Genomic DNA, 25361 nt, shown 5'->3' on the forward strand with positions numbered 1-25361 from the left:
CAAATGACATAGAGATAAGACGTTCCTCTAATGAATCTCCTTGGCTGTCCCACTTATAATCTTTAATTGGTCATTTTCATAACCGACTTTATACTGAACCTTATATTTAGCATAACTTTCATTTCCATCTTCCAACTCAACAGCAGTTATAATTCCAGAAACGGTAATGTTATCTCCATCCACAGAGGTTTGGATATCGCCTATCGTGGTAGACTTAGTCTGGATATATCCATTTCGAAATTTGGAGAATTCTGTTTTACTCTGCCAGGAGCTTCCTAATAAAGAATAGGCGGTGACGTAATCATGAGAGTTTAGACTTTCGTAAAAATAGTTAACGAGATAACTAGCTGTCACGTCTGGAGACTCTTCATCCTCACTAACATCTGCTGCTGCTGTTTCAACAGAGGTGGCAGGTAATTCCGTTAGTGGAGATTTAGACCAACCCTCTACAAGCGACAATATATTAACAATTGGTATACTAAATCCGATGGAGCCCTGATCGGTTCCTGCAGAGTTTATTCCAAGGACTTCACCAGTCTTGCGGTTAATCAGGGGTCCACCTGAATTACCAGGGGCTATCGGAGCGGAAATTTGATAAGCATCCTTATAATGAAAAGGTTCAATGTCAAAGTCTCTTCCGACGCCACTAATAATCCCAGTTGTCACCGTGTTTTGCAAGCCTAAGGGACTGCCAAGGGCTAATACTTCTTCACCCACATCGGACTTCTTTTGGCTAATTTGTAATGGTCCTTCAGAAGCTAATCCTGGGACACGAACAACGGCTACATCGACATCCTGACTAATTCCAATCACCGTTCCTTGAAACTCCCTGGCATCCGCCGTTTTAATTTTGACCGTTTTGGCCCCGCTCACCACATGGGCATTTGTGATAATGTCACCGTTTTTATTATAGAGAAACCCCGAACCCAAGGTGCCATTATCTTGCTGGATCATGACAACTTCTTTTTGAACATCATGAATAATATCCTTTAACTTCTTCTCTGACACTTTGGCCTTTGCTACATTCGGTACGAACAGTGAGGTGTTTTTTAACTGGGCAGGAATTTCTTGATGCCAGTAAAAAATCAGACCCCCGCCAGTTCCTAAAATAAGCAGCGAACTAGCCACACTAATAAGCCATTTCATCATCATTTCCCCTTTTAATCTAATTCCCAAGTAATTTTAGTTATTTTGACAGTGCAATCCTGATAAACGCCATATTGGTAATCATCAAAACTGCCATTTTGACCAGGATCTAAATAAAAAGGATCACCATATGTATAATCCGAACCAAGGGAATCTCCGTTTATATCATAGACTGTATAATAGAGTTTGATGGAGGAAATGGGTACCGTAGCATCATTTTTTAGGTTACCTGTAATATGCAGGTCACCATACTCATCCGTATAAACATTTAAATTGTCGACTGTAACAGCGGCGGTATGGTTGTTTAGATCCTCTTGAGCGGCCACCTCTATCGCTTTCTGAATGCGATCCTGCTCAGCCTTCTCAAAAGCAGTCTGTTTATTTTTAATTCGGTCTTTAAAAGACAGCAGTTTCGTATCGTTCGCTGCATATTCAAGGCCTTTATCGACGGTTGTCATCGCTTCGGCAAAATTATTCTCACCTAGTTGATTTTCTGCAGTTTTTGTAGTCAATTCAACCACTTTGGCTAAAATTAATCGTTTGACTTCATCCGTTTCTGAAGAATTAAGGGAAGATAAAGCATTTAATTTTCCGGCTAGCTCCTCAACTGTATTTAGGTGGTTGATATCTACTTTTATTTTTGCAACTGCCAGTGTAGTTGACTTTTCTTCCAATTGTTTATTCAGTAGAGTGTAAAGTGGACCTTTTAAGGTTTGTAGGGTTATTCTTAATTTATTAATCTGTGAATCTGCTTTGTCCATTTGCTGGGTTTTCAGGGAATTAGAAATTTCCTTTAACGAATTCTCTACTTGAATGGCCTTTGTTACTTTTTCTTCATCTTCTATTAAAACTTTATAGTTCGGCCTTAATGTCTTTGCTTTTTTTAGTGTAGATAGTGCCTTGGTGTATTCGCCTTTTAAGGCATTCTCTTCCGCTTTTTCTTTTAAAGAGGTAACATTTTTATTTGTCTCTACCTGATGATTATAGTAGGCATAAGCAGATCCAGCGGAGAGTACCAATGAAAAAATTGGAATGGCAATAGGCCACAATAGGGCGGATTTACTAAGGTTCCGTTTTTGAACTCGTGTTTCTTCTGCTGTATTCATAGTGAGTACCTGTTGGTCGTTGTTGGGATTCTCTTTTATTCTTTCTTCTACTTGGTCTCCAACTGATTCTGGTACTGGTTTTACTGCTAATTGTGTCCCGCAATTGGGGCAGAATCGGGCGTCTTCATTATGTATCTTTGTACCGCATTGCTGACAATACACCTTCTCATCACTCCTGTAAAATAGGAAATTATAGGTATATTATACTAGTAAAATAAGAAAAGTGTAGAGTCAATAATCATTTTGTGTCATTTTTTGTTTAAGAAATGATGATAACACTTTGTGTAAGCTCAATAAAAAAGCAGAACACGTATAAGCGTTCTGCTTTTTTAAAAATTATAAAACCGACCAAGTAAAAAGGAGATCCATTTACAATGCGGATGATTGCGGATATTCTCAATCAGCCCTCTGATGAGAACAGGACGATAGGTTGGCTCCACCAGCTGCTCTTTCAGTAAAAGTAGTGATTCTTTCTCCACTGATTCCTCCATTTCCTCCATTCTCTGTTCAATAATTTCAAGGATTTGTTCCTTAGTGATCTCTTCATTTATCGAACTTTTAAACATCTGAATAAGCTCTTCCGAAATAAACGGAACAGTCGTATGCTGCGCAAGCAAGTTTGTTTTTTCCACAAGTGATTGAGACAGCAATTCCAAATTGAGCGGGACATGATAAAAGAAAAATAATTGTGAATAGGTGTTCATGAATCCTTTGATACAATACATTAAATCATATTTCGTTTCTCTGACCGCTTCACCATATAATTTAGCCAGCATTGAAAGAATGGTTTGGTCGACTAAACGATCATAGAATTGCATTTTTACCAAAAGGTCATTATTAAAGGTGTGGGATTGCTCCTTCATCAGTAATTTCGCGAAATCTGAGTGCTGATAAGAAGTTTGGAATATGGTGTAATAAAATTTATGTAAAAGTTCGTCCTTGTTTGTATTTCTGACTACATAGTCAATATCAGAGGTCAGTTGATTCATGAAGTGGTCAATCAGCGCCAGAATCAATTCGTCCTTCGATTTAAAAGACAAATAAAACGCTCCTTTAGAAATGCCGCAATGTTCAGTTATCTGTTGAACGGAGGTAGCTTCAAACCCTTGCTTAGCAAAAAGTTCAAGTGCTTTTTCCATAATTAGTTGTTTTTTCATTGTACCCGCTCCTAACGTCATTTATTGACAAATGACTGGTTGGTCATTATTATAAATAATTGAGCTAAGTAAGTCAATCAAGGGTAGGTGTAACAGTGAAAGGGATAGCGAATTTTGTACTTGGGAATAAACTGGCCGTCTGGCTGCTAACGATTATCATTACTGTATCTGGGATCTATTCAGGTACACGCATGAACATGGAAACAATCCCTAATATATCGATTCCATACTTGATGGTGACAGGTGTTTATCCGGGGGCCACTCCTGAAAAGGTAATGGAAGATGTATCGATGCCAATCGAGAAAGCAGCTGAAGGTCTTGATCATGTAAAATCGGTACAATCCAATTCATATTCGAACATGTCAAGTATTCAGGTCGAATATGAATACGGTATCGACATGGACGAGGCAAAGCGTGCCTTGAAATCAGCATTAGATGACGTGAAGTTACCAGATGGAGCACAAGAACCAAAGGTTACGGCCATCAGTATGAACATGATGCCGGTTGTGGCTCTCAGTGTGAGCAGTTCAAAAGAAGATATTGTAGATTTAACTTCAACCGTAGAAGATATTCTACTTCCGAAGATTGAAAAAATCGATGGAGTGGCGTCTGCCACTATTACAGGCCAGCATATCGATGAAGTTGACCTTACCTATAACCAACCCAAATTGAAAGAATTTGGTCTAACGGAAGATAAAATGAAACAAATGATTCAAGCCAGCAATATGGCGGTTTCTTTAGGCCTTTATCAGTTTAAAGAAGGTGAGCAGGCTGTTGCAATTGACGGCAAATATATGACCGCGGATGAATTGAAAAATACGATCATTCCTGTCACACCGACTAAAACACGTCCATCCCCATTTGTGAAATTAAGTGATATTGCAAAAATTGAAACTGTGGGTAAAGTGCAGTCCGTTTCCCGGACCAATGGGAAAGAAGCAATTGCGATTCAAATCGTGAAAGAGCAGCGTGCCAACACGGTTGATGTCGTTAACAGTGTCAAGGATTTGGTGAAAGAGCAAAAGTCAAAAATCGATGGTCTACATATTGATGTGACTCTTGACCAAGGTAAACCAATTCAAGAATCCATCTCCACCATGGTGGAAAAAGCTGTATTTGGCGGTTTCATTGCCGTATTGATTATCTTATTATTTTTAAGAAGCTTTAAATCAACGATTACGTCGATTATCTCGATACCAGTGTCAATTTTCATGGCGTTACTGATTCTCCACTGGCTCGATATTACGCTTAATATTATGACACTTGGAGCGATTACGGTAGCAATCGGCCGGGTCATCGATGACTCAATCGTTGTCGTAGAAAATATTTATCGCCGCTTGCATTTAAAAGAAGAGAAATTAAATGGCCGCGCCCTTGTGCGTGAAGCGACGATTGAAATGTTTAAACCTATTTTATCTTCGACATTAGTAACGGTTGCGGTATTCGCACCATTGATTTTTGTAGGTGGAATGGTTGGTGAGTTGTTTGCACCGTTTGCTTTAACGATGACATTTGCGCTGGGTGCTTCGTTACTCGTCGCGATTACGGTTGTACCGGCACTGTCACATACCTTATTTAAGAAAAAGTTATATGGGGAAAAGACAGGAAAACGTCATAAAGAAGTCGGTGAGTTAGCGAAATGGTATAAGTGGGCGCTTGAAAAGGCCCTTAATCATAAAGTCATTACGTCCATCATTGCAGTTGTGTTATTAGCCGGCAGTCTGGCGTTAACGCCATTAATCGGCTTCAGCTTTATGGGAAGTGAAGAAGATAAGGTCATGTATTTAACTTATACACCTAAAGCAGGTGAGTTAAAGGATGAGACTCTAGAGAACGTTAAATACGTTGAAGATAAGATGATGAAACGTGACGATATTGATATTGTTCAGATATCGGTGACCGATAAAGCGGACACATCCACTGCCATGTTTGGCGGCAGCGGTGGCGGGGGCTTAATGTATCTGATTTTTGACCCGGATACTAAGGATTTCCCTAAGGTTAAGAATGAAATAGAGGACTACCTGAAGAACCTTGGCCAATCAGGTAAATGGAAGAGCCAAAACTTTGGTGCAACGTCCGTTGGTTCCAATGAAGTCAGCTACACCATCTATAGTGAAAATCTTGATAAACTCTACCAATCGGTTGATAAGGTTGAAAAGGTATTGAAGAAGGATAAAGGTCTTAAGGATGTTACTTCTAGTGCAGAAGATCCTTATGTCGAATACACCTTTAAAGTAGCACAGAATGATTTGATTAAATATGGGTTAACCACAGGTCAGCTTGTGATGATGTTGAACCCGACGAAGACACAGGATGTGTTAACGACGATCGAGAAAAACGGTGAATCCCTGGATGTTATCGTTCAGCAAGAGCAGTCGAAACAGCCGGCATCGATTGATGAAATGTTAAAAACTCCAGTCCCAACAGCGATGGGTACGACTGTGCCGCTTTCACAACTTGTAAAAGTGGAAAAAGGGACTACATTAAATACACTGGCACGCAGCAAGGGTGAGTACTATGCAAGTGTTTCTGGAACTATCCTTGATAAGGATGTTAAAAAGGTAACCGATAGACTCAAGGAAGAAGTGGATAAACTTGATTTGCCAAAAGGTGTTACGGTCGGCACTGCAGGTGTGCAGGCGGACATGACGGATACCTTTACGCAGCTTGGTGTTGCGATGCTAGCGGCGATTGCGATCGTGTACTTCATTCTTGTGGTAACCTTCCGTGAAGGTGTCGCACCGTTTGCGATTCTGTTCTCGTTACCGTTCGCGGTAATCGGTTCGTTTGTCGGTCTATTAATTGCCGGTGAGACGATTTCGGTTTCGGTTATGATGGGTCTCTTGATGTTGATTGGTATTGTCGTAACGAATGCGATTGTACTCGTGGACCGAATTATTCATATGGAACGTGATGGATTGACGATGCGTCAAGCGGTACTGGAAGCGGGTGCGACCCGTTTACGTCCAATCCTGATGACTGCGATTGCTACAGTCGGTGCGTTGATCCCGTTAGCGCTCGGTTCAGGCGGAGGCGGTTTAATCTCGAAAGGACTTGGAATTACCGTTATTGGCGGTTTAACAAGTTCGACGTTGTTAACATTGTTCGTGGTTCCGATTGTTTATGAGGTATTATCGAAGTTATTTAAGAAAAATCGACGTGAAGAACAAGAAAACTAAGATATGGCCCAACAAGATGATGAGTCTTGTTGGGCTTTTTTTAGCTAAGAGTCGGTTTTTCGGCGGTTTTTTTGAATTTATCAGCGGTTTGACCCTTTTATCAGCCTTTTTAAAAATAGGTGCCTAAGGTTTGTTCAATGTGAGTTAAATTTTGTTTCTTACATACATTATATAAAAAGGTTTCCATTTTTTGAAAAGAGGGTGTTGTAGATAACGACCATCCAAGAAATTGCTGAGGTCCTCACCGGTATTGATCATTCGCTTGCCCCAATCTGGAGCCAAAATGATATCATCAAAAAGAATATAGCCATAAGTTTTGATTATTGGTTAGAAGATACCGGGATACCAATCACCTTAGCTGAATTTGTGGAGCAGTATTTGGCGCATGCCGAGTATCTGGGGGAGATGTTTTCGTCTCGTATCGAACTAGATAATGGTTGATTTTACAGGGAGAAGTGTTCAAAGCACTTCTCTTTTTATTTTAGTTTTTAATAAAAGCGTTTTCTTTATAAAAAGTCCTACCTTTTTAGTATTTCTTCTAGTAAACTACCACTTTTGTCGGATGTTCTTTTGTCGAAAATTGCATTAATATGACTATTGAAGTAAATAAAGGAAAGGTAGGAATTATTAAAAGTGAAGAAAAATTTAGTAACAGCCGCTGCAACTGCCGGGCTCGTTCTTACTGCTTTTGGGGCCACAGCAAGTGCACAGGAACCCGCATATACGGTTCAGCCAGGAGACAGCCTTTGGAAAATTTCTCAATCAAATCATGTGACTATAAATCAATTAAAAGAGTGGAATGCTCTATCAGGTGATACAATCTACGTCAATCAAAAGCTATCACTTACTTACACGGTAAAAAAAGGTGATAGTCTTTGGGCGATTGCAAGAGATAATGGTACAAGTGTAAGTGAATTAAAACGCTTAAATGGCATGACATCAAGTTTCCTTCGTGCTGGCCAGCAATTGAAGGTAGCAGAAACGAGTGTAAGTGGTTCTTCTTATACCGTTCAAAAAGGTGATTCGCTTTCAGTGATAGGAGCTCGTTTTAATGTAACTGTTCCTCAGCTTAAATCTATGAATCAATTAACCTCTGACACTATTTATGCTGGGCAGACGTTAAATGTGAGTAGTAATGGGGATAATACTAGCACTGTGGCTAAGTCAGATTCAGTTACAACTGGAAGTACTGCGACCCCTTCAAGTGTGGGAACAACTGGAGGTGCTAAGGCAACATCAAGTGTGGCAACAACTGGAGGCACTGCAACACCTTCAAATACTACAGTACCTGAAAAGGCACCAGTAACACCGGCAACACCGGCAACATCTGCAACACCGACAACACCGGCAACATCAGCAGCACCGGCAACACCAGCAGCACCGGCAACATCAGCAACACCGGCAGCACCAGGAACACCAGCAGCACCGGCAACATCAGCAGCACCGGCAACATCAGCAACACCGGCAACATCAGCAACACCAGCAGCACCGGCAACACCAGCAGCACCGGCAACATCAGCAGCACCGGCAACATCAGCAACATCAGCAGCACCGGCACCATCAGCAGCACCAGCAACACCGGCAGCACCAGCAACATCAGCAGCACCGGCAAAACCAGCAACACCGGCAGCACCAGCAACATCAGCAGCACCGGCAAAACCAGCAACACCGGCAACATCAGCAGCACCGGCAACATCAGAGAAAGCACCAGTAACATCCGGATCAACAGCAACACCAGAAAAAGCACCAACAACATCAGAATCAACTGCAGCGTCTAATCCAGCAGCAGTTCAAAAGCCAGCAACTTCTACTGAAGCAGTACAAAAACCGGCAACGGCATCTACTTCAGTTGTTGAAGGAGTTATCGCTGAGGCTCAAAAATATATCGGTTCCCCATATAAATGGGCAGGAAATACTCCAGCAGGATTCGATTGCAGTGGCTTTACCGTATACGTATTTAATAAAGTAGGAATCTCTCTACCACGAACAGCAGCAACACAATGGGATGCGGCAACACCAGTCAGTTCGCCACGAGTGGGTGACCTTGTCTTCTTTGAAACCTATAAAGTCGGACCATCCCATGTTGGAATCTATTTAGGAAACAACAAATTCATCAGTGCGGCATCAACGGGAGTAGTCATCTCTGATATGACTTCTTCTTATTGGAAAACTAGATACCTAGGTGCAAAATCACCTTATTAATGGTGCCTGACACCGAAAGCCCTACAAGTATATTGCTTGTAGGGTTTTTGTGTTTAAATGGAACACCCTGGGTTAATGTCAGTGAGCGGATTCTGCCCGCTTCACTAGAAAATACTCAGANNTCAGAAATGGTAACAAAAAGGATTAATTGTACCCGTTTCGCTCAGAAAATCACTCAAATGGTCATAAAAAAAGATTATTTTGACCATTCCTACCAAAACTCACCCTTCATGGGCAAAATTAATTCACCTAAATGCCCAATTTATCAGGTCTCATCTCAACTACGTCTTAAGTCTGATATAAAAATCAAGCTCTAGCGCAATTATGGAAAAGAAAGAAAAAAGGTAAGATGATATCAAGATAAAGAAACAAATACATGAACAATTCCAAGGAGGAATTAAAATGAAAAAGTTTGGTTTATTGTTAGCAGGCGGGCTGGCTGCTCTTATATTGCTCCACTCCATCGGCCCAATGGTTGGATTACTGGTTAGTCTCGTATTGCTTTACTTCATCTTTAGACAGTTTCTCAAAACGGATTCGATTGCATGGAAGATTGGTTTAGTCGTTATTGGCTTAATAGTCCTGTCTTCCACAATCCACCACATCCCAGCTCTTATCGGAGTGGCTGCTGCTTATGTGCTTTACCTAGTTTATAAAGAATGGAACAAGAGCAAAAAGGCACCTAAAAGCAATGGTAATGACCCATTTTTAAACTTTGAAAAGCAGTGGAATGAATTTAAAAAATAATTTTTATTAAAAGGAGAGAAAAACAATGACAAACTTATTAACAAGAATCAAAGACATCATTGTAGCGGATTTAAATGAGGCCCTTAATAAAAAGGAAAATCAAAACCCGATTGCCATGCTCAACCAATACCTGCGCGAATGCGAGCAGGAAACTGAGAAGGTCGGCAAGTTAGTCGGGCGTCAATCTCAATTGCGAGATGAATTTACAAGAGAATATAGTGAAGCCATAAAATTGGCTGAAAAAAGAAAGCACCAAGCAGAGGTTGCCTCATCCGCTGGGGAAATGGAGCTTTACCAATTTGCGGCAGCCGAGCAGCACCATTACGAGGAACGGGCACAGCGCCTGCAAGCCTCTCTCACACAAGTGACCGATCAGCTTGGTGACTTGGAAAGAAAGTATGAAGAGATGAAGCGAAGAGTGAAGGATATGCAGATTCGCCGGATGGAGTTAATGGGCAGGGAAAATGTAACCCGCGCTAACTTGGAAATGAACCAGGTGTTAGAAGCTGATTCTTACGCGAATCCTTCCTTTTCTAAATTCAAGGAGATTGAGGGTTATATGGACCGACTAGAGCAGAAGGTGAAGAGTTCTTTCTTCAGCAGTACCATTGATGAACGAATTGCACAGCTGGAGAAAGAAAAAAACTTAAATCTAACAAAAGAATAATAGAAATAGCAGTGGTCCTAAAAAGGAGGGCTACTGCTTATTTAGTTATTAACCCTTTGTGTCAATTTTAGTAACTTCAGAAAATTCCGTTGACTTATCCTGAATTTGATTTATCATTTAATTATGAAACGTTGTTTCGCTAATAAAACGTGGTTGTGTGGAGGGAGTATATGCCTTATTTACAAGTAGAGGATTTAAAGATTCATTATGAAATCGAGGGCGAGGGAGCTCCATTAATTATTTTACATGGAATGGGGAACAACTCTCAATCATGGAAAAAACAATTAAAGGGCTTATCTGAGCATTACACGGTTATAGCTTGGGATGCGCCTGGGTATGGGAAAAGTTCTGATCCAACAGTAGAGTTAAAGGAATTCAAGCAATTTGCAGATGTATTAAAAGGATTTATTGATAGCTTACAATATGAATCTGTTACAATTCTGGGTCATTCTATGGGTTCAGCCATAGCAGTTGATTTTTGTTATCGCTTTCCGCACATGGTAGATGCCTTAATCATTTCTGATGCGACAAGAGGGGCAGCCGCCTTGAGCAAGGAAGCGAATGAACAGAAATTAAACAATCGATTAACCAACATTGAAACATTAGAGCCAAAAGAACTGGCCGCCCTGCGTGTAACGGAGCTTCTTTCTCCACAGCCGGCGCCTGAAGTAAAGAAGGAGGCAGAAAGAATCTATTCGCAAATAAGACCGATGGGATTCCGATCAGTAGCCTATTCACTTTTTCATTTGAATCAAATGGAGATCCTGCCTCGCATTTCTGTACCTACCCTTGTCATTTGTGGAGAATTAGATAAAGTCACGCCGGTATCTGAATCACAGATTTTCCATGATGCCATTAAAAATTCAACCTTTGTTACGATCCCTTTGACAGGTCATTTGTGTTATCAAGAGGATCCCAATCAATTTAATTCAATTGTCCTAGACTTTCTAACCTCTTTAGACAAGGTTAAGGATGCGCACTGTAATGCCCTCTTTGATTAAACTTCATGAAATATAGTAGAATAAGTAAATTAAAGATAATGAGATGGTGAAATAGTTATGGTAAAGGATGAAAAGGAACGTTATAATGCCAACGCTTTAGTAAGAGGATTGGAGATATTAAAGTTATTCAGTGAGGAGCGCCCGACATTATCGTTGGTAGAAATCGCAAAGGAACTAGATGTGAGCCGGACAGTTCCATTTCGATTATTGTATACACTCCAAACTTTGGGATACCTCCACCAGGATGAACATACGAAACGCTATAGTTTAACTCCAAAGGTATTGGAATTAGGATTTGCGTATTTAAGCACATTGAAACTCCCTGAAATTGCGCAGCCATACTTAGAAAAATTAAGAGATGAAACAGGGGCTTCTTGTCATTTATCGATATTGGATGGTCAGGAAGTCGTTTATGTTGGCAGTGCGCCTGTTAGAGGTGTTTCGGCGGTAAATGTGAATATTGGGCTAAGGCTGCCTGCACATGCCATTGCAAATGGGAAAGTGCAGCTTGCCTATCAACCTCAGGACCAATTAAATCAAATCTTGTTTGGCTCTAATTTAAAACCATATACGGAAAGAACGCAAACAGATTACATGGAATTTCAGCAGGAATTGGCTGCAATTAGGCAAAAGGGATATGCGATTACAAAGGGAGAGTTTCACCATGGAATTCAATCGGTTGCAGCTCCTGTATTCGAGCGTACCGGTAACGTAATGGCAGCCCTTAACATTGTCGCAACAGAAAAAACGTTCAATAGTGAATTTATTGAAAAAGTAGCTTTACCAAAAGTGCTTGAAGTTTCTAAAATATTATCCGGTTTTATGGGCTATCATCTAAAAATTAATTAAAGCTTGCAGCTAGATGCAAGCTTTTTATTACGTGCTGCATGTTTTGCATATGAAACGTATTTTAAATAATAAAACAAAACTGATATTTTGTGTTGACACAATTTTCTAATAATTTTAAAATAGACTTAGTGGTAAACGGTGTTTTGTATATAAAACACTTGGACTGCTGCAAATACTCAAAAAAGGAGGAGTGAATGTCAGTTATAGCCTTTGAATTATAGTATACTATGAATAATAATTTGGAAGCGTATTCATTTGAAAAGGGGGCTCTTTAATGCTGAAAGGTAACAAACGATGGATCTATATTGCGATGCCTATATTCTTCTTTTGGTTTTTTGGACAAATTGATAAATTAGGTATTTCTATTATTCAAACCGATCAAGGCTTCTTACGTGATCTTGGATTAACAGGAGCAGATAGGAATGCCAAGATTGGAATGATTACCTTTGTATTTACCATTTCCTATGCATTGTCTAATATCTTTTGGGGATTTATCATTGACAAACTTGGAGCTAGAAAGACAGGAATTTTAGGTCTTTCTGTATGGGCACTGACCATGGTTATTGGCGGGTTATCCACTTCTTATGAAATGTTTATTTTTAGCCGTATTGTTCTTGGAATGGGTGAAGGTATGATGATCCCCATTTGCGGAAAGTTCATTTCAAACTGGTTTCATCAGCGTGAACTTGGCCGGGCGCAATCTTCTTGGCTTGCAGGAAACTATTTAGGACCTGCATGTGGAGCTGTTATATTAACGCTTGTTATTGCTACCTTCCATTGGCAGGCTGCCTTTTTCGCTTTAGCTGCGTTTAATATTTTAATTGTACTTCCAATGTTTATATTCCTTACTCGTGATACCCCTGAAGAACATCCAGGACTAGATAAAAATGAATTAGCCTATATTCGGCAATCAGATTCCAAAGAATCTACTAAAAAACTAAACTTTACTCAAGACTTCCGTTATTGGATTGTTTGGTTTGGAATGTTAGTTTCGTCGTTCTTATTTTTTGGTATTAGCATTTGGCTCCCGACTTATTTAGTCGGAGCAAAGGGCTTTACAAGGGAGGCAATGACTGGAATCACCTCTTTATCTTGGCTATTTGCTTTAGGTTTTGTATTAATTTGCGGATTTTTAGCGGATAAAACTAAGCGCCCTGGTTTAATAGCGACTATTTTATTTCTTTTAACTGCTTCCTTCTTAACTGCTGCGATATTATCTCCACAGCCAGTAATGGCCGGGGTTTGCATGGGCTTAGCGATGGGATCGCAAGGCGGTGTTTTCCATATCAGTAATTTATTTATCGTCAAATTCTCTACACCTGAAACAGCTGGACGTGCTGCCGGGTTGATGGGATTCACCAACATCCTTGGCGGTTTTTCAAGCTATATTATGGGTTGGATGGTTGACGTTTCGGGCGGGGACTTTGGACCTTCTATCGTTATGCTAATTATTGCTGCTGCGCTAGGTTTCGCTGCTTATCTGTTTACATTGAAAAAAGAAGCATCTGAGCTTAAAATGGAGAATTTGCCGCCTAATCATGTAACTGTCTAACAAACATATAAATATGAGTATTGGTTTCGTATACAAAACACCGTTGTAAAAAATTAAATTTTCTCAATATTTTTAATTGACAATTATAATATTGGGATTTATTATTGGTTTATAAACAAAACAATGTTTTATATATAAAACATAGAAGGAGTGTTATGAATGTCCCAGGAAAAATTTTCATTAGAAGCGTTTGAGAACAAATATGTTGCGAGGTTAAAGGATCGCTCTCTTGATTGGAATGTGTTGAAGTTTCAGGAAGAAATAAACCCGGCTTATCGTAGAGCGCAAATGAGATACATTGGACGTGGTGCAACAGCTAATAACGATGCCAATGTCATTCCGGCTGAACACTTTACCTTAAGCACGATGGTTTTACCAGCGGGATGTGAGGGACCGCTTCATTTACACGACGATGTGGAAGAAGTTTTCTTTGTCATCAAAGGAAGTGTGACAGCGCTTATCCAGGAAGAGGGAGAAAACGAAATCCATGAAATCATCTTAAATGAGAGAGATTGTATTAGCTCCCCACCGGGAGTATATCGTGGTATTCGAAACGATGGTGACGAAGAGGCTTTGATGCTGGTTATGTTAGGAGCAGTGAAGCCAAATTTACCAACCTATCCAAAAGGCAGTGCTTTAGAAGAACTTCGTATCCAACGAGCAAAAGAAAGAGAAGCCATTATTAAAGGAAACTAATTTTAAAATTAGGCAGTTGTTTCGACTAAGCATACTCCCTGATTCCTGAAAAAGTCTTCATTGACAGGGATGGTCCTCCTACTTCAATACGGGATCATCCCTGCCTGAATTTAAAAGTTTATTAAAAGTGGAGGTGGCGAGATGTTAGGAATTACACATTTACGGCATATTAGCTTAATTACCCAGGTACTAAAAGAACAAGCTGATTTTTATGAAAAAATTTGGGGTTTAGATAAAGTTTCGCAGGATGATCAATCAGTTTACTTTCGGGGGGCAGGTCCAGAAAATCATATCTTAAGCCTGCATGCCGGTGAAAAAAGTGGATTGCACCATATTGCATTTGGAATGGTGGATAAAAATGCCGTCGACCTGGCAGCCGAAATTCTTGCTTCAAAGGGCGTGAAGATTGTCTCCCCACCAGGGTATCTAGATGAAGAGGGGAAGGGTTATGGTTTGCGTTTTGTCGATCCTGAAAATCGCTGTATCGAATTATCCGCCTGGGTGGAAATGCATACCACTATTTGGCAAAAGAAAAATGTGGATCCGGTCAAACTTAACCATGTCGTGATGAATACGAAAGACCTTGATATGATTACTGATTTCTATACTAATGTCTTAGGGTTTAAGGTGACCGACTGGAGTGAGCACCAAATGTCCTTCCTTCGCTGTAACAGGAAACACCACTCCATTGCCTTCAATCAGGATCAACACGCCTCTGTTAATCATATCGCCTATGAAGTGGATACAGTGGATGAGGTTATGAGGGGAATTAGTAATGTAAGAAAAGCAGGCTATCAAGAGATTTGGGGCCCGGGGCGCCATGGTCCTGGAAATAATGTTTTTTGTTACTTTCAAGATCCAGGGAAGTTTGTGATGGAGTATACCTGTTATCTAGAAACGATTGAAGATGAGTCAGAATGGAGAGCGCGTGTCTGGAAGCGGGTTCCGCATCTCATGGACCAATGGGGAATTGCCGGACCTCCAAAACCGGAAACACGGGCAGCGATGGCTGGAAAGCCAGACCCGGGTTGGGTGGATGTAATAGAATTGGTTTAGCGGCTGGATGAAAAGGGGTGGTACCATGGATTTAGGATTAAAAGATAAGGTAGCTGTTATTATGGGCGGCACATCTGGCGTTGGTTTAAAAACAGCTGAGATGTTTCTTCAGGAAGGTGCCAGAGTAGCAGTTTGTGGAAGAGATATGAAAAGAAAAGAAAAAGCATATGATCATCTGCTGAAATTTGGAACAGAAGATTCCATTTTTGCAGCGACATGTGACGTAACGAGTAAGGACGATGTGAACACTTTTATAAACGGAGCAGCTGCTAACTTTGGCGGGATAGATATTCTTGTGAATGCTGCCGGACAAAGTGTGATGGGCTACTTTTTTGATGTAACGGACGAACAATGGGAACAGCAGATTCAGTTAAAATACTTTGCCATTATTTATGCAGTCAAGGCGGTTCATCCTTATTTTATCAAGCGGGGCGGCGGCAGAATCATTAATATTAATGCCACATTAGCAAAAGAGCCGGAAAGGCATATGATTGCTACAGCTGCAACAAGAGCTGGATTATTGAATTTGAGTAAGACTCTGTCACAAGAGCTTGCGTCAGAGAATATTTTAGTCAACTCTGTAAGCTTAGGTTTGATTCGAACGGATCAATGGGAGCGGCGCAGGCTAAAAAATGCCCCCGATATGAAAGCAGAAGATTATTATGCCGATTTGGCTAAAAAAAGAAATATCCCGTTAGGCAGAGTAGGGGAAGCAGAAGAAGTAGCAAGTGTTATTTTGTTTTTAGCCTCAAGCCAAGCAAGCTATGTATCGGGATCAACAATAGAAACAGCTGGAGCGTTAGGGAAAGCGCTTTAATTTTTGGAGAAGGCAGGAATGAATGATGAGTGAACAAAATCAAAAGGAATTTACGACTGCTGATGCAGTTGTGAAAGAACTTGTTCGTGCTGGAGTGGAAGTAGCATTTGGAATTGTTAGTATCCATAATATGCCGATTTATGATGCTATTCTTCGTGAAGGGAGTATTCATTTAGTCTGTTCCCGCGGGGAAAGCGGAGCGGTCAATATGGCAGATGGATATGCCAGAGCCACAGGTAAATTAGGAGTTGTGATTACGAGCACTGGGACAGGAGCAGGAAATGCAGCAGGCTCCTTAATTGAGGCATGGGCAGCAGGAGTTCCTGTTCTTCATCTTACCGGTGAGGTAGCTTCTCCATACTTAGGAACTGGCAGAGGGTATATCCATGAATGCAAAGACCAGCTGTCCATGATGGAAGGTTCGTGTAAAAAAGCAGTCCGCTTAAGAAGACCCGAGCAAGCTGCAGCAGTCGTGAGACAAGCCATACAAGACGCGTTTGCTTATCCAGCAGGACCAGTAACACTTGAAATCCCCATTGATTTCCAATCTGCTATTATCCCAAATCATCCGATTGAAGAAATCATAACAACAGCTCCAACTAATAAAACTATTCCATCCTTGCCTGAAGAGGCAATAACTAAAATCTGTCACGCCCTTAGGCCGGTGATTTGGGCAGGAGGAGGAGTGATTTCCTCTGGCGCAACCAAAGAAGTCGAGGCATTAGCTGAAATGATTGGGGCGGCTGTGATCACAAGCCAATCTGGAAAAGGAAGTATACCTGAAAATCATCCACAATGCATTGGCCACTTTGCCGCTTCTGAATTAACGAAAAACCTGCTGAAAAACGCTGACCTGTTGATCAGTATCGGTGTTCGATTCAGAGGAAATGAAACATCGAATTGGAAAGTTCCTGTTCCAAAAGAACATATAGCCATCGATGCCGACTGGCTGGCGATTAATCGTAACTATGAAGCTACTTGCGGACTCGTAGGGGATGCTAAACAGATTTTACAGGCTTTAAACGAAGCATTATCCCATAAGTCCATTACTCCGGATCTTTCCTATCTTGATGAAGTGCAGTCAGTCCGTGAAGAATTGCGGACTCAGTTAAGAGCGACACTTGGTCCTTATGAACAGATTCTTGATGGCATGAGAGAAGTGCTTCCAAAAAACACTATTTTAGTCCGAGATGTCACTGTTCAGGCAAATGTATGGGGGAGCCGCCTGTTTGAAATATATGAACCAAGAACCTCGATACATGCGTCGGGCGGCGGGATTGGTCAAGGACTGCCAACAGCCATTGGTGCGCAAATGAGTGATAAAGATCGAACTGTGGTACTTATGGCAGGAGATGGAGGGTTCATGGTCAATGTCGGTGAAATGGCAACCGCAGCACAGGAAAAACTGCCTTTGATTGTTGTGTTGTTTGATGATGCCGGTTATGGTGTGCTCCGAAATATTCAAAGTGCCGCTTACGGACGTCAGGTAGCCGTGGATTTATTAAGCCCTGACTTTGTGCTATTAGCAAAGTCGATGGGATTCGATGCCTCACGAATTAGTTCCCCAACGGACTTTGTTACAGATCTTAAGAAGGCTGTAGAAAACAAAAAGCCAACGATGATTGTTGTAGACATGGAAGCGGTCGGCCCGATGGCAAAACCATTTGGAGGACCTCCGGGAGCAGCAGATGCATTTAGACCAAAAAAATTATAAGGAGGAAAGATAGTGATTTCAACGTATCCATTTGTTTCAGGCAAATATCTGATCGGCGGAAAGTGGATTCAAGCAGAACAAACAGCAGCAGTAACCAACCCGGCTAATACGAGTGAAGTTGTTGGTGAAGTGGCTTTATGTTCAAAAAATGATGTAGGGCAAGCCGTTTTCACTGCTGCTAAGGCTTATGAAGGCTGGTCGCAAAGTGATATTTGTGACCGGGCAAACCGGATGAGGCTTGCAGCCGAGGAAATTAAAGCAATCGTTGAAGAGAATGTTACTTTACTAGTCCGCGAGAATGGTAAGGTATTAGTTGAGGCGAAGAAGGATTTACTCAGGTGTATAGATATTATGAAACAAGGGGCGGAAGAATTATTAGAATGGTGGCAGCCTGAAAGTTTACCTGGCAGCCAAAAAGTGCAAATCAGAAAGCGGCCGCGCGGTGTGGCAGCCATTATCTCTCCTTGGAATTCTCCACTGATTCTTACATTTAAGCGGGTTATTCCAGCAGTATTGGCAGGAAACACAGTAGTCGTAAAGCCGGCGACCAGTTGTCCATTAACGATTATGACTTTCTTAAAGGTGGCAGCTTCCTATTTTCCGGATGGAGTCATTAATGTGGTAACAGGTTCCGGTAGTGTCATTGGCGATTCTCTTTGCTCTGACCCAAGGGTTCGTACGATTGCATTCGTTGGCAGTACGGAAACCGGTAAAGAAATCATGCGTTCAGCAGCCGGTACGGTAAAGAAACTGTACATGGAACTGGGCGGAAATGATGCGGCGATTGTTCTGGCTGATGCCAAATTGGATGAAGAAGCGATCAAACGCCTGCGTTTTGGAATCCTTCGTGCGGCAGGGCAAGTATGCTCAGCGATTAAAAGAATCTATGTTCACGAATCTAGGTATGAGGAAGTCATTGGAAAATTAAAGAAGGAATTCAGTCGAATTCGAGTTGGAAACGGTATTCAGCCTGATGTTGAAATGGGTCCGTTAAATAATAAATCCCAATATGACTATGTTAACGGTCTGATCAAACGGGCAGCGGAATCAGGGGCAACTGTATGGACTGGAGGAATTCAACTCGATCCTGAATCGTGGGATCAAGGCTATTTTATCATGCCAACCATCATTACTGGAGTAGACCAAACAAGTGAAATCGTACGTACAGAACAATTTGGTCCGGTTATCCCAGTATTGCCGTTTTCAAATATTGATGAAGTCGTAAGGCTTGCAAATGATAGCGAATTTGGTTTACGGGCGTCCGTTTGGACAGAGGATGAAACACTTGCGATGAAATTAGCCGACCGCTTGGAAGCTGGAGCCGTATTTCATAATAACCACACGGTTTTCCAGGACCTTCACCTTGATTTCCCTGGATTAAAAGAAAGCGGCCTGTCCCGTGAAACCAGACATTGTGGGCTTGAGTATTTCGCAGATTCATATGGTCTGGCCAACTAAAAAGGGGGATGCCTGATGAGAATAGGGTTGATTGGCGGAGGAAATATTGGAAAGTTCCTTCTTCAAAGCATCAATATGGATGGTCTTCTTCCAGACGGAAAAATTGTTGGCCTTTATACCCGCAACCAGCAAAGTGCCGAACAGCTTGCTAGGGAATTTGATACAGAAAACTATTTAGATATTCAGTCACTAATAGAATCTGCTGCAATTGATTTAGTCATAGAAGCGGCGAATATTCAAGTAGTAAAAGACTACGCTGCTGCTATTTTAAAAGGTGGAAAAGATTTAGTCGTAAGCAGTGTGGGTGCTTTAGCTGATGGCCATTTTTATCAGCAGCTAGAAAGAATATGCCAAGAAGCCCGCTCGAAAATTTATTTACCGGCAGGGGCAATTGGTGGACTGGATATATTGAAAGCTGCGAAATCTATTGGCGAACTTGAGTCCGTTTCGATTATTACGAGGAAACCGCCGATGGCATTGCCTGGTGCTCCTGCTGATAGAGAGCAAGTGATGTTCGAAGGCACTGCAAAAGAAGCCATAGAATTATTCCCTAAAAATATAAATGTATCGATTATTTTGTCCTTGGCAGGGCTGGGACCGGATAAGACAGGTGTAAAAATAATTTCCGATCCAGCTGTGAGAAAAAATAGTCACTTGATAGAGGCTGCGGGGTCTTTCGGAGCATTATCTCTTCAAGTAGAAAATGATCCGATGCCCAATAATCCTAAAACAAGCTACTTGGCAGCCTTAAGTGTATTGTCTGTATTGAAAAATAAAGATGCAGTTGTTAAGGTGGGTTAGATGGTAGAATGAAGATATGGATAGCCATTCTAGTATTCTAGTAAAGAAAACAGGGGAAACCCAATCTTTTTAGACAATATTCTCCTGTAAATAGGAAACAACATTTAATAGTAAGGGGGAATAGGCATATGATGAAAACGAACATCAAGCTTGAAGACATATCGCAAACAGACATGATTGACTATTTAAAAGAATCCGTGCAGCCTGAAAGTGGCGCAATTCCTGCTTTTCTTTTAGGTGATCCAAAGGTTTATGACATCGAACACAAAAAAGTATTTTTAAAAACCTGGCTGTTTATTGGCCATGAATCAGAAATCCCTAACAAAAATGATTTTATTACAAGAGACCTAGCAGGCTATTCCGTCATTATTTCCAGAGGTGCAGATGGTGAAATCCGCGGTCTTTATAATATGTGTACCCATCGTGGCATGAAACTGTGCCGGGCAGATGCAGGGAATAAATCATCGTTTACATGTCCGTATCATGGCTTTAATTTTAAAAATACCGGGGATTGTATTGGGGTACCTCTTCAAAGGGATCTTTATGGGGAGGGGTTCGATAAATCTGGGTTAGGGCTCCATAAAATCAGAATCGAATCTTACAAAGGTCTTATGTTTGGCACTTGGAATGACGAAGCCGAGCCTTTAGTAGATTTTTTAGGTGACTTTAAATGGTATCTTGATATTTTAGCAGGCCGGGCTGAAATGGAAGTTATCGGGCCGCCGCAAAGATTTATTATCCACTCAAACTGGAAAATTGGTGCGGATAATTTTGTAGGTGACTCCTATCATACCATGGTTACTCATGGTTCAATTGTTAAATTGGGAATGGTCCCAAGTGCGACTTATTCGAAAAAAGGCTATCAAATCTATACAAAAAACGGGCATGGGCTAAATCTAGGTACACCTAATCCTGATTTTGCTTTTCCGGAAGAACTTAAAGATGAGTACAAATCTAATTTAACAGAAGAACAGTATGAGGTATTATCTAATCTGAAAAATATGATTGGCAATATCTTTCCTAATCTATCTTTCTTAATTTCTCATACGAAAGTAAAAGGCCAGTTGATCTCAAATACCTCAGTCCGCCTTTGGAGACCGGTTGATGTGGATAAAATGGAGGTCATTACTTGGTTTTTAGTAGAGAAAAACGCTTCAGATGATTGGAAACGACGTTCTCGAGAGTCGTTTATTTTAACATTCAGTCCTTCAGGAATCTTTGAACAGGATGACACCGAGGTATTTACAGATATTACTGCTGCAGCCTCTGGTCCGATGCCATTAGTGAAAGGGCTTACCTATAATTATACGATGGGCTTACACCGGAAACCTGTAGCGGATTTTATTGGACCAGGAGTCGTTTTTGATGATAAATTCACAGAGGCCAATCAACGGAACTTTTATCGATACTGGCTCGATCTCATGACTTCTTGATTTTGTCTGAAGTCGGAGAGATTCTATTAAAACGATTGGAGGAGTCATGATGAGTTTAGAAAAGATGCTGGCAACCTATGAATTTGAACAATGGCTGTATTTAGAAGCTAAGCTGCTCGATGATATTGATTTTGATGGCTGGTTTAGCTTGCTGCACCCTGACATTACCTATCAAATGCCGGTTCGAGTCAATAAGGAAGGGATTGAACGTCCGGATTATTCCTTAGATATGTTTGCATTTCATGATGATATTGAATTATTGAAGATCCGCGTAGACCGTTTGAAAACAGATTACGCCTGGGCGGAAATTCCTCCTTCACGGACACGAAGATCCGTCAATAATGTCCGGCTCCTTGACTACATTCCGAATGAAAAAGCCGCTGTAAACAGTTATTTGACAATTTATCGAAGCCGAAGTACAGATATCCATCACGATTTAATTTCTGGGGAACGTCAGGATGAATTCACGTATGTGGCTGGGGAATGGAAGCTGTCGAAGCGCGTGTTCATTGTAGACCAAACCACATTAAATACAAGAAATCTCGCTATTTTTGTTTAATGGCTGAAGAGAAAGGGGCAGACTTGATGGCTCAGCTTAACGGCAAATCTATTTATTTGACCGGTGGTGCCTCCGGTATTGGAAGGGCTGTCACCGAGGCATTTATCAAAGAAGGCGCAGCTGTTACGATCCTTGATAAGTCGGCAAAGGGATTACATGAATTAAAACAGCAATTTGGTGAAAAGGTTCAATGTATCGAAGGTGACGTAACGGTATATGAAGACCATGTTCGTGCAGTTGAAACTGCAGTAGAATCCTTTGGGAAGTTAGATGTCTTTGTTGCCAATGCAGGTGTTTTTGATGGATTTGCCAAATTTGAACATGTTACACCGGAAGCGATGTCAGCTGCTTATGACCTGCTGATGGATATCAATGTGAAGGGCTATTTTAATGGGGCAAAAGCTTCGGTTGCGGAGCTTAAGGAAACATCCGGGAATATGATTTTTACTGTTTCTGGGGCAGGATTCTATCCAGATGGAGGCGGAGTCTGGTACACCGCGAGCAAACATGCTCAAATTGGTTTAATGCGTCAGCTTGCGTTTGAATTAGCACCTGAAGTTCGAGTGAATGCGGTGGCTCCAGGAGGTACTTTAACTGCATTACATGTTATTCCGCCGCTCGAGCCCTTCGTAAAGATAGTTGATAATGAAACGAAAGAGAAAAGCATTAAAAAACGGAATCCACTGCAAATTGCGATGAAATCGGAAGACCATGTAGGGGCATATATCTTGCTTGCTTCGGACCAGGCACGTGCTATTACGGGTGAGGTAATCTCTAGCGACGGAGGATTAGCTGTTCGCGGGCTTGGTTGATTACGATCTAAAAGACAAACTGAGGTGATTGTAAAATGGCCCACTCATTAACTGATAAAAAGCCGTTAGCTGGAAATAACGTCATTAATCAAATTGCATTTGTTGTTCGGGATATTGAGCAGGCATCAGAAGCATTTGCTCAACTTCTGGGTATACCGAAACCAAATTGGTTCTTAACAGGTGATCGTGAAGTTTCAAAAGTCACTTTTCGCGGCCAGCCAAGTGATTCTCGCAGTAAGCTCGTATTCATGAATACACCCACAGTGCAAATTGAACTGATTGAACCAGATCAAGAACCTGGGACCATGCGTGAATTTTTAGATACAGTAGGTGAAGGGATTCACCATTTCGCCTTTGACGTGGATTCCATTAAAGATAAACTTCCTGTTTTTGAGGAAAATGGTTATGCATTGCTCCAAAGTGGTGCATATACTTCCAGTGATGGAAGATATGTATATGTCGATACCTTAAAGAGTCATAAGATTCTAATGGAGCTCTTAGAAAGTGCTGAACCGAGAGATACGGCTCCTAAAACTGATGTCTTCACCCCGTTATTAGGAACGAATAAAATAGAGCAGCTTGCTATTGTCGTAAAAGATCTTGATGCTGCTGCAGAAGAGTACTGTAAGTTATTAGGTGTAGAAAAACCTCCTGTTATTCAGTCCGGTCCAAGTGAGCTTACTCAAGTTATTTTTGAAGGAAAACCAACTGAGGGTAAGTCAAAATATATGTTTATTAATACCCCTTTACTTCAACTTGAATTAATCGAGCCAGGGGATTCGCCAAGTACGTGGAAAAAGCACCTGGAAACACAAGGAGAAGGGGTCCACCATATTTCATTTTTGGTAAATGATATGGACGAAAAAGTGAAGTTAATGGAGAATATGGGCTATCCAATTATTCAAAGGGGAAATTTTTGGAATGGCAACGGAAGATACGCTTATATAGATACCACCTCTACATATAAAGTAATAATTGAACTGCTTGAAAGATTTTGATTGGCAAGAAAAACGGACTTGTGACAAAAGTCCGTTTTTTTCTTTTACATACACCAGTATATTAATTTCACTCGTTAATATGATGTTAGGGAAGGGGTGAGAGGATGACGGTACATGTCGTTGGTACTGGTGAAAATCTGTGGTCTATTTCCCAAAGGTATAATGTGTCAATGAATACCATCGTTAGTGTAAACGGGTTACCATCTACCACAGCCCTTGTTCCCGGTCTGGCTCTTTATATTCCGGACAATAGTCTGCCGATACGGGCGTATCAAATAAAAGCTGGTGACACCCTTTGGGAATTGGCCGAGCGATTTAAAACCAATCCTTCATCGATAAGTCCTGCTAATCCAGGAATTGATTTGAAACGACTTCGAATCGGTCAAGTCATTAATATTCCCTCACCAGTCAAATTGACCCTTAGTACGCTTGGATTCTTAGTGCCTTCCGGAACGACTGCAAACCTTCCCATTATAGATTCTCTTTCCAATCAACTAACCTATTTAGCGATCGTGAACTATGCCTTTACCAGTGAGGGTTTCGCTTACGCTCAAATAGATGACTTTGCCATCATTGCGAAATGCAAACAATTAAATATTATCCCATTATTAATGATCCGGAACTTTACCACTAGTGGGTTTAGTGCTGAGCTAGCAGGAGGGGTCCTTGGAAATGCCACCTACCGACAGAATTTAATCGCAAGCATCGTCAATCTCACAACCAGCCGAGGGTTTGGAGGTGTAAGTCTCGATCTTGAATTTATCCCTCCGGCAAGGCGAAATGATTTTAATTCGTTTTTACAAGAATTAAAGGGACAATTAGGACAGCTGATTCTGAATGTGAACGTCCACGCCAAAGCCGCGGATTTGCCGACGAATCGGATTGTGGGGGCTTATGACTACGCGGCGATTGGAAATATAGTTGATCTTATGGCAGTCATGACGATTGATTATGGCTATCCGGGCGGACCTCCAGATCCAATCTCACCAATTCAATGGGTAGAACAAGTGATTAATTACGCAATCACACAAGTTAGCCCACAAAAATTGCTGATTGCCATGTCGTTATATGGCTATGACAAGGTGGTCGCCACGAATGCTACTAAAGGATTATCTGTGCTTGCGGCACAAAATCAAGCCATTTCCGTTCGAGAACCCATTCAATTTGATTCTACATCGAAATCTCCCTGGTATCGATATTGGATCGGCACGGCAGAGCATGTGGTTTGGTTTGAAGACATTCGAAGCTATATTGAAAAGTATAAATTGATTGATATTCACCAATTAGTTGGAACCACTTTTTGGCAAATCAGTTTGCCAGCACCACAGAATTGGGCATTCTTAAATAAGGTTATAACAGTTATAAAAAACAGGGGAAAATAACTTATAATTACAATGGAGATAAGAGGATT

The 25361-nt window shown here is 41.1% G+C and carries 21 protein-coding genes; 18 read left to right on the plus strand and 3 right to left on the minus strand.

The window, feature by feature from the left end; genetic code table 11:
* Positions 1-27: 27 nt before the first annotated feature.
* The 3 genes from COD92_RS08115 to COD92_RS08125 all read right to left on the minus strand — a co-directional run bounded on the left by COD92_RS08115 (position 28) and on the right by COD92_RS08125 (position 3409).
* Complete coding sequence (locus COD92_RS08115; protein ID WP_369689347.1) at positions 28-1146, minus strand: S1C family serine protease; 1119 nt, start codon at positions 1144-1146, stop codon at positions 28-30.
* A 14-nt stretch (positions 1147-1160) separates the two neighbouring features.
* Complete coding sequence (locus COD92_RS08120) at positions 1161-2414, minus strand: FxLYD domain-containing protein (protein ID WP_098996131.1); 1254 nt, start codon at positions 2412-2414, stop codon at positions 1161-1163.
* Positions 2415-2581: 167 nt separating this feature from the next.
* Positions 2582-3409 carry a TetR/AcrR family transcriptional regulator gene (locus tag COD92_RS08125; protein WP_098996132.1) on the minus strand — a complete coding sequence of 276 codons (828 nt, stop codon included), beginning with the start codon at positions 3407-3409 and terminating at the stop codon, positions 2582-2584.
* Positions 3410-3504: 95 nt separating this feature from the next.
* On the opposite strand from COD92_RS08125, the gene COD92_RS08130 reads away from it, so the two are divergent.
* The 18 genes from COD92_RS08130 (at position 3505) to COD92_RS08220 (ending at position 25332) form a co-directional block, all read left to right on the plus strand.
* Entirely contained in the window at positions 3505-6588 is a 3084-nt protein-coding gene (locus COD92_RS08130) for an efflux RND transporter permease subunit (protein WP_098996133.1), read from the plus strand.
* 633 nt (positions 6589-7221) lie between these two features.
* Complete coding sequence (locus tag COD92_RS08135) at positions 7222-8790, plus strand: LysM peptidoglycan-binding domain-containing protein (RefSeq protein ID WP_098996134.1); 1569 nt, start codon at positions 7222-7224, stop codon at positions 8788-8790.
* A 402-nt stretch (positions 8791-9192) separates the two neighbouring features.
* Positions 9193-9537: a lmo0954 family membrane protein gene (locus tag COD92_RS08145; RefSeq protein ID WP_098996136.1), complete on the plus strand. Its 345-nt coding sequence runs from the start codon at positions 9193-9195 to the stop codon at positions 9535-9537.
* A gap of 25 nt (positions 9538-9562) precedes the next feature.
* Complete coding sequence (locus COD92_RS08150; RefSeq protein WP_098996137.1) at positions 9563-10204, plus strand: PspA/IM30 family protein; 642 nt, start codon at positions 9563-9565, stop codon at positions 10202-10204.
* 170 nt (positions 10205-10374) lie between these two features.
* Positions 10375-11205, plus strand: a complete 831-nt coding sequence (locus tag COD92_RS08155) for an alpha/beta fold hydrolase (protein ID WP_098996138.1) — start codon at positions 10375-10377, stop codon at positions 11203-11205.
* Positions 11206-11262: 57 nt separating this feature from the next.
* A complete protein-coding gene (locus COD92_RS08160) occupies positions 11263-12054 on the plus strand; it encodes an IclR family transcriptional regulator (protein ID WP_098996139.1) in 792 nt (263 codons plus the stop codon).
* A gap of 274 nt (positions 12055-12328) precedes the next feature.
* Positions 12329-13606: an MFS transporter gene (locus COD92_RS08165; RefSeq protein WP_098996140.1), complete on the plus strand. Its 1278-nt coding sequence runs from the start codon at positions 12329-12331 to the stop codon at positions 13604-13606.
* Between the two features lie 159 nt (positions 13607-13765).
* Positions 13766-14302 (plus strand): cupin domain-containing protein, encoded by a 537-nt coding sequence (locus COD92_RS08170; RefSeq protein WP_098996141.1) that lies wholly within the window; start codon positions 13766-13768, stop codon positions 14300-14302.
* A gap of 141 nt (positions 14303-14443) precedes the next feature.
* Positions 14444-15358, plus strand: a complete 915-nt coding sequence (locus COD92_RS08175; RefSeq protein WP_098996142.1) for a VOC family protein — start codon at positions 14444-14446, stop codon at positions 15356-15358.
* A 25-nt stretch (positions 15359-15383) separates the two neighbouring features.
* Positions 15384-16175 carry an SDR family oxidoreductase gene (locus tag COD92_RS08180; RefSeq protein WP_098996143.1) on the plus strand — a complete coding sequence of 264 codons (792 nt, stop codon included), beginning with the start codon at positions 15384-15386 and terminating at the stop codon, positions 16173-16175.
* Positions 16176-16200: 25 nt separating this feature from the next.
* On the plus strand, positions 16201-17889 hold the full coding sequence (locus COD92_RS08185) for a thiamine pyrophosphate-binding protein (protein ID WP_098996184.1): 1689 nt from the start codon (positions 16201-16203) through the stop codon (positions 17887-17889).
* 12 nt (positions 17890-17901) lie between these two features.
* Positions 17902-19347 (plus strand): aldehyde dehydrogenase family protein, encoded by a 1446-nt coding sequence (locus COD92_RS08190; RefSeq protein ID WP_098996144.1) that lies wholly within the window; start codon positions 17902-17904, stop codon positions 19345-19347.
* A 15-nt stretch (positions 19348-19362) separates the two neighbouring features.
* Positions 19363-20148, plus strand: a complete 786-nt coding sequence (gene nadX / locus COD92_RS08195; protein ID WP_098996145.1) for an aspartate dehydrogenase — start codon at positions 19363-19365, stop codon at positions 20146-20148.
* Positions 20149-20276: 128 nt separating this feature from the next.
* On the plus strand, positions 20277-21581 hold the full coding sequence (locus tag COD92_RS08200; RefSeq protein WP_098996146.1) for an aromatic ring-hydroxylating oxygenase subunit alpha: 1305 nt from the start codon (positions 20277-20279) through the stop codon (positions 21579-21581).
* 49 nt (positions 21582-21630) lie between these two features.
* Complete coding sequence (locus COD92_RS08205) at positions 21631-22140, plus strand: aromatic-ring-hydroxylating dioxygenase subunit beta (protein ID WP_098996147.1); 510 nt, start codon at positions 21631-21633, stop codon at positions 22138-22140.
* Between the two features lie 26 nt (positions 22141-22166).
* Positions 22167-22952 (plus strand): SDR family NAD(P)-dependent oxidoreductase, encoded by a 786-nt coding sequence (locus tag COD92_RS08210; RefSeq protein WP_098996148.1) that lies wholly within the window; start codon positions 22167-22169, stop codon positions 22950-22952.
* A gap of 35 nt (positions 22953-22987) precedes the next feature.
* Entirely contained in the window at positions 22988-23950 is a 963-nt protein-coding gene (locus COD92_RS08215) for a VOC family protein (RefSeq protein ID WP_098996149.1), read from the plus strand.
* Positions 23951-24054: 104 nt separating this feature from the next.
* Positions 24055-25332, plus strand: coding sequence for a LysM peptidoglycan-binding domain-containing protein (locus COD92_RS08220; protein WP_098996150.1), 1278 nt, complete (start codon positions 24055-24057; stop codon positions 25330-25332).
* The last annotated feature ends 29 nt before the right edge of the window (positions 25333-25361 follow it).

Source organism: Bacillus sp. AFS037270 (genome assembly GCF_002585305.1).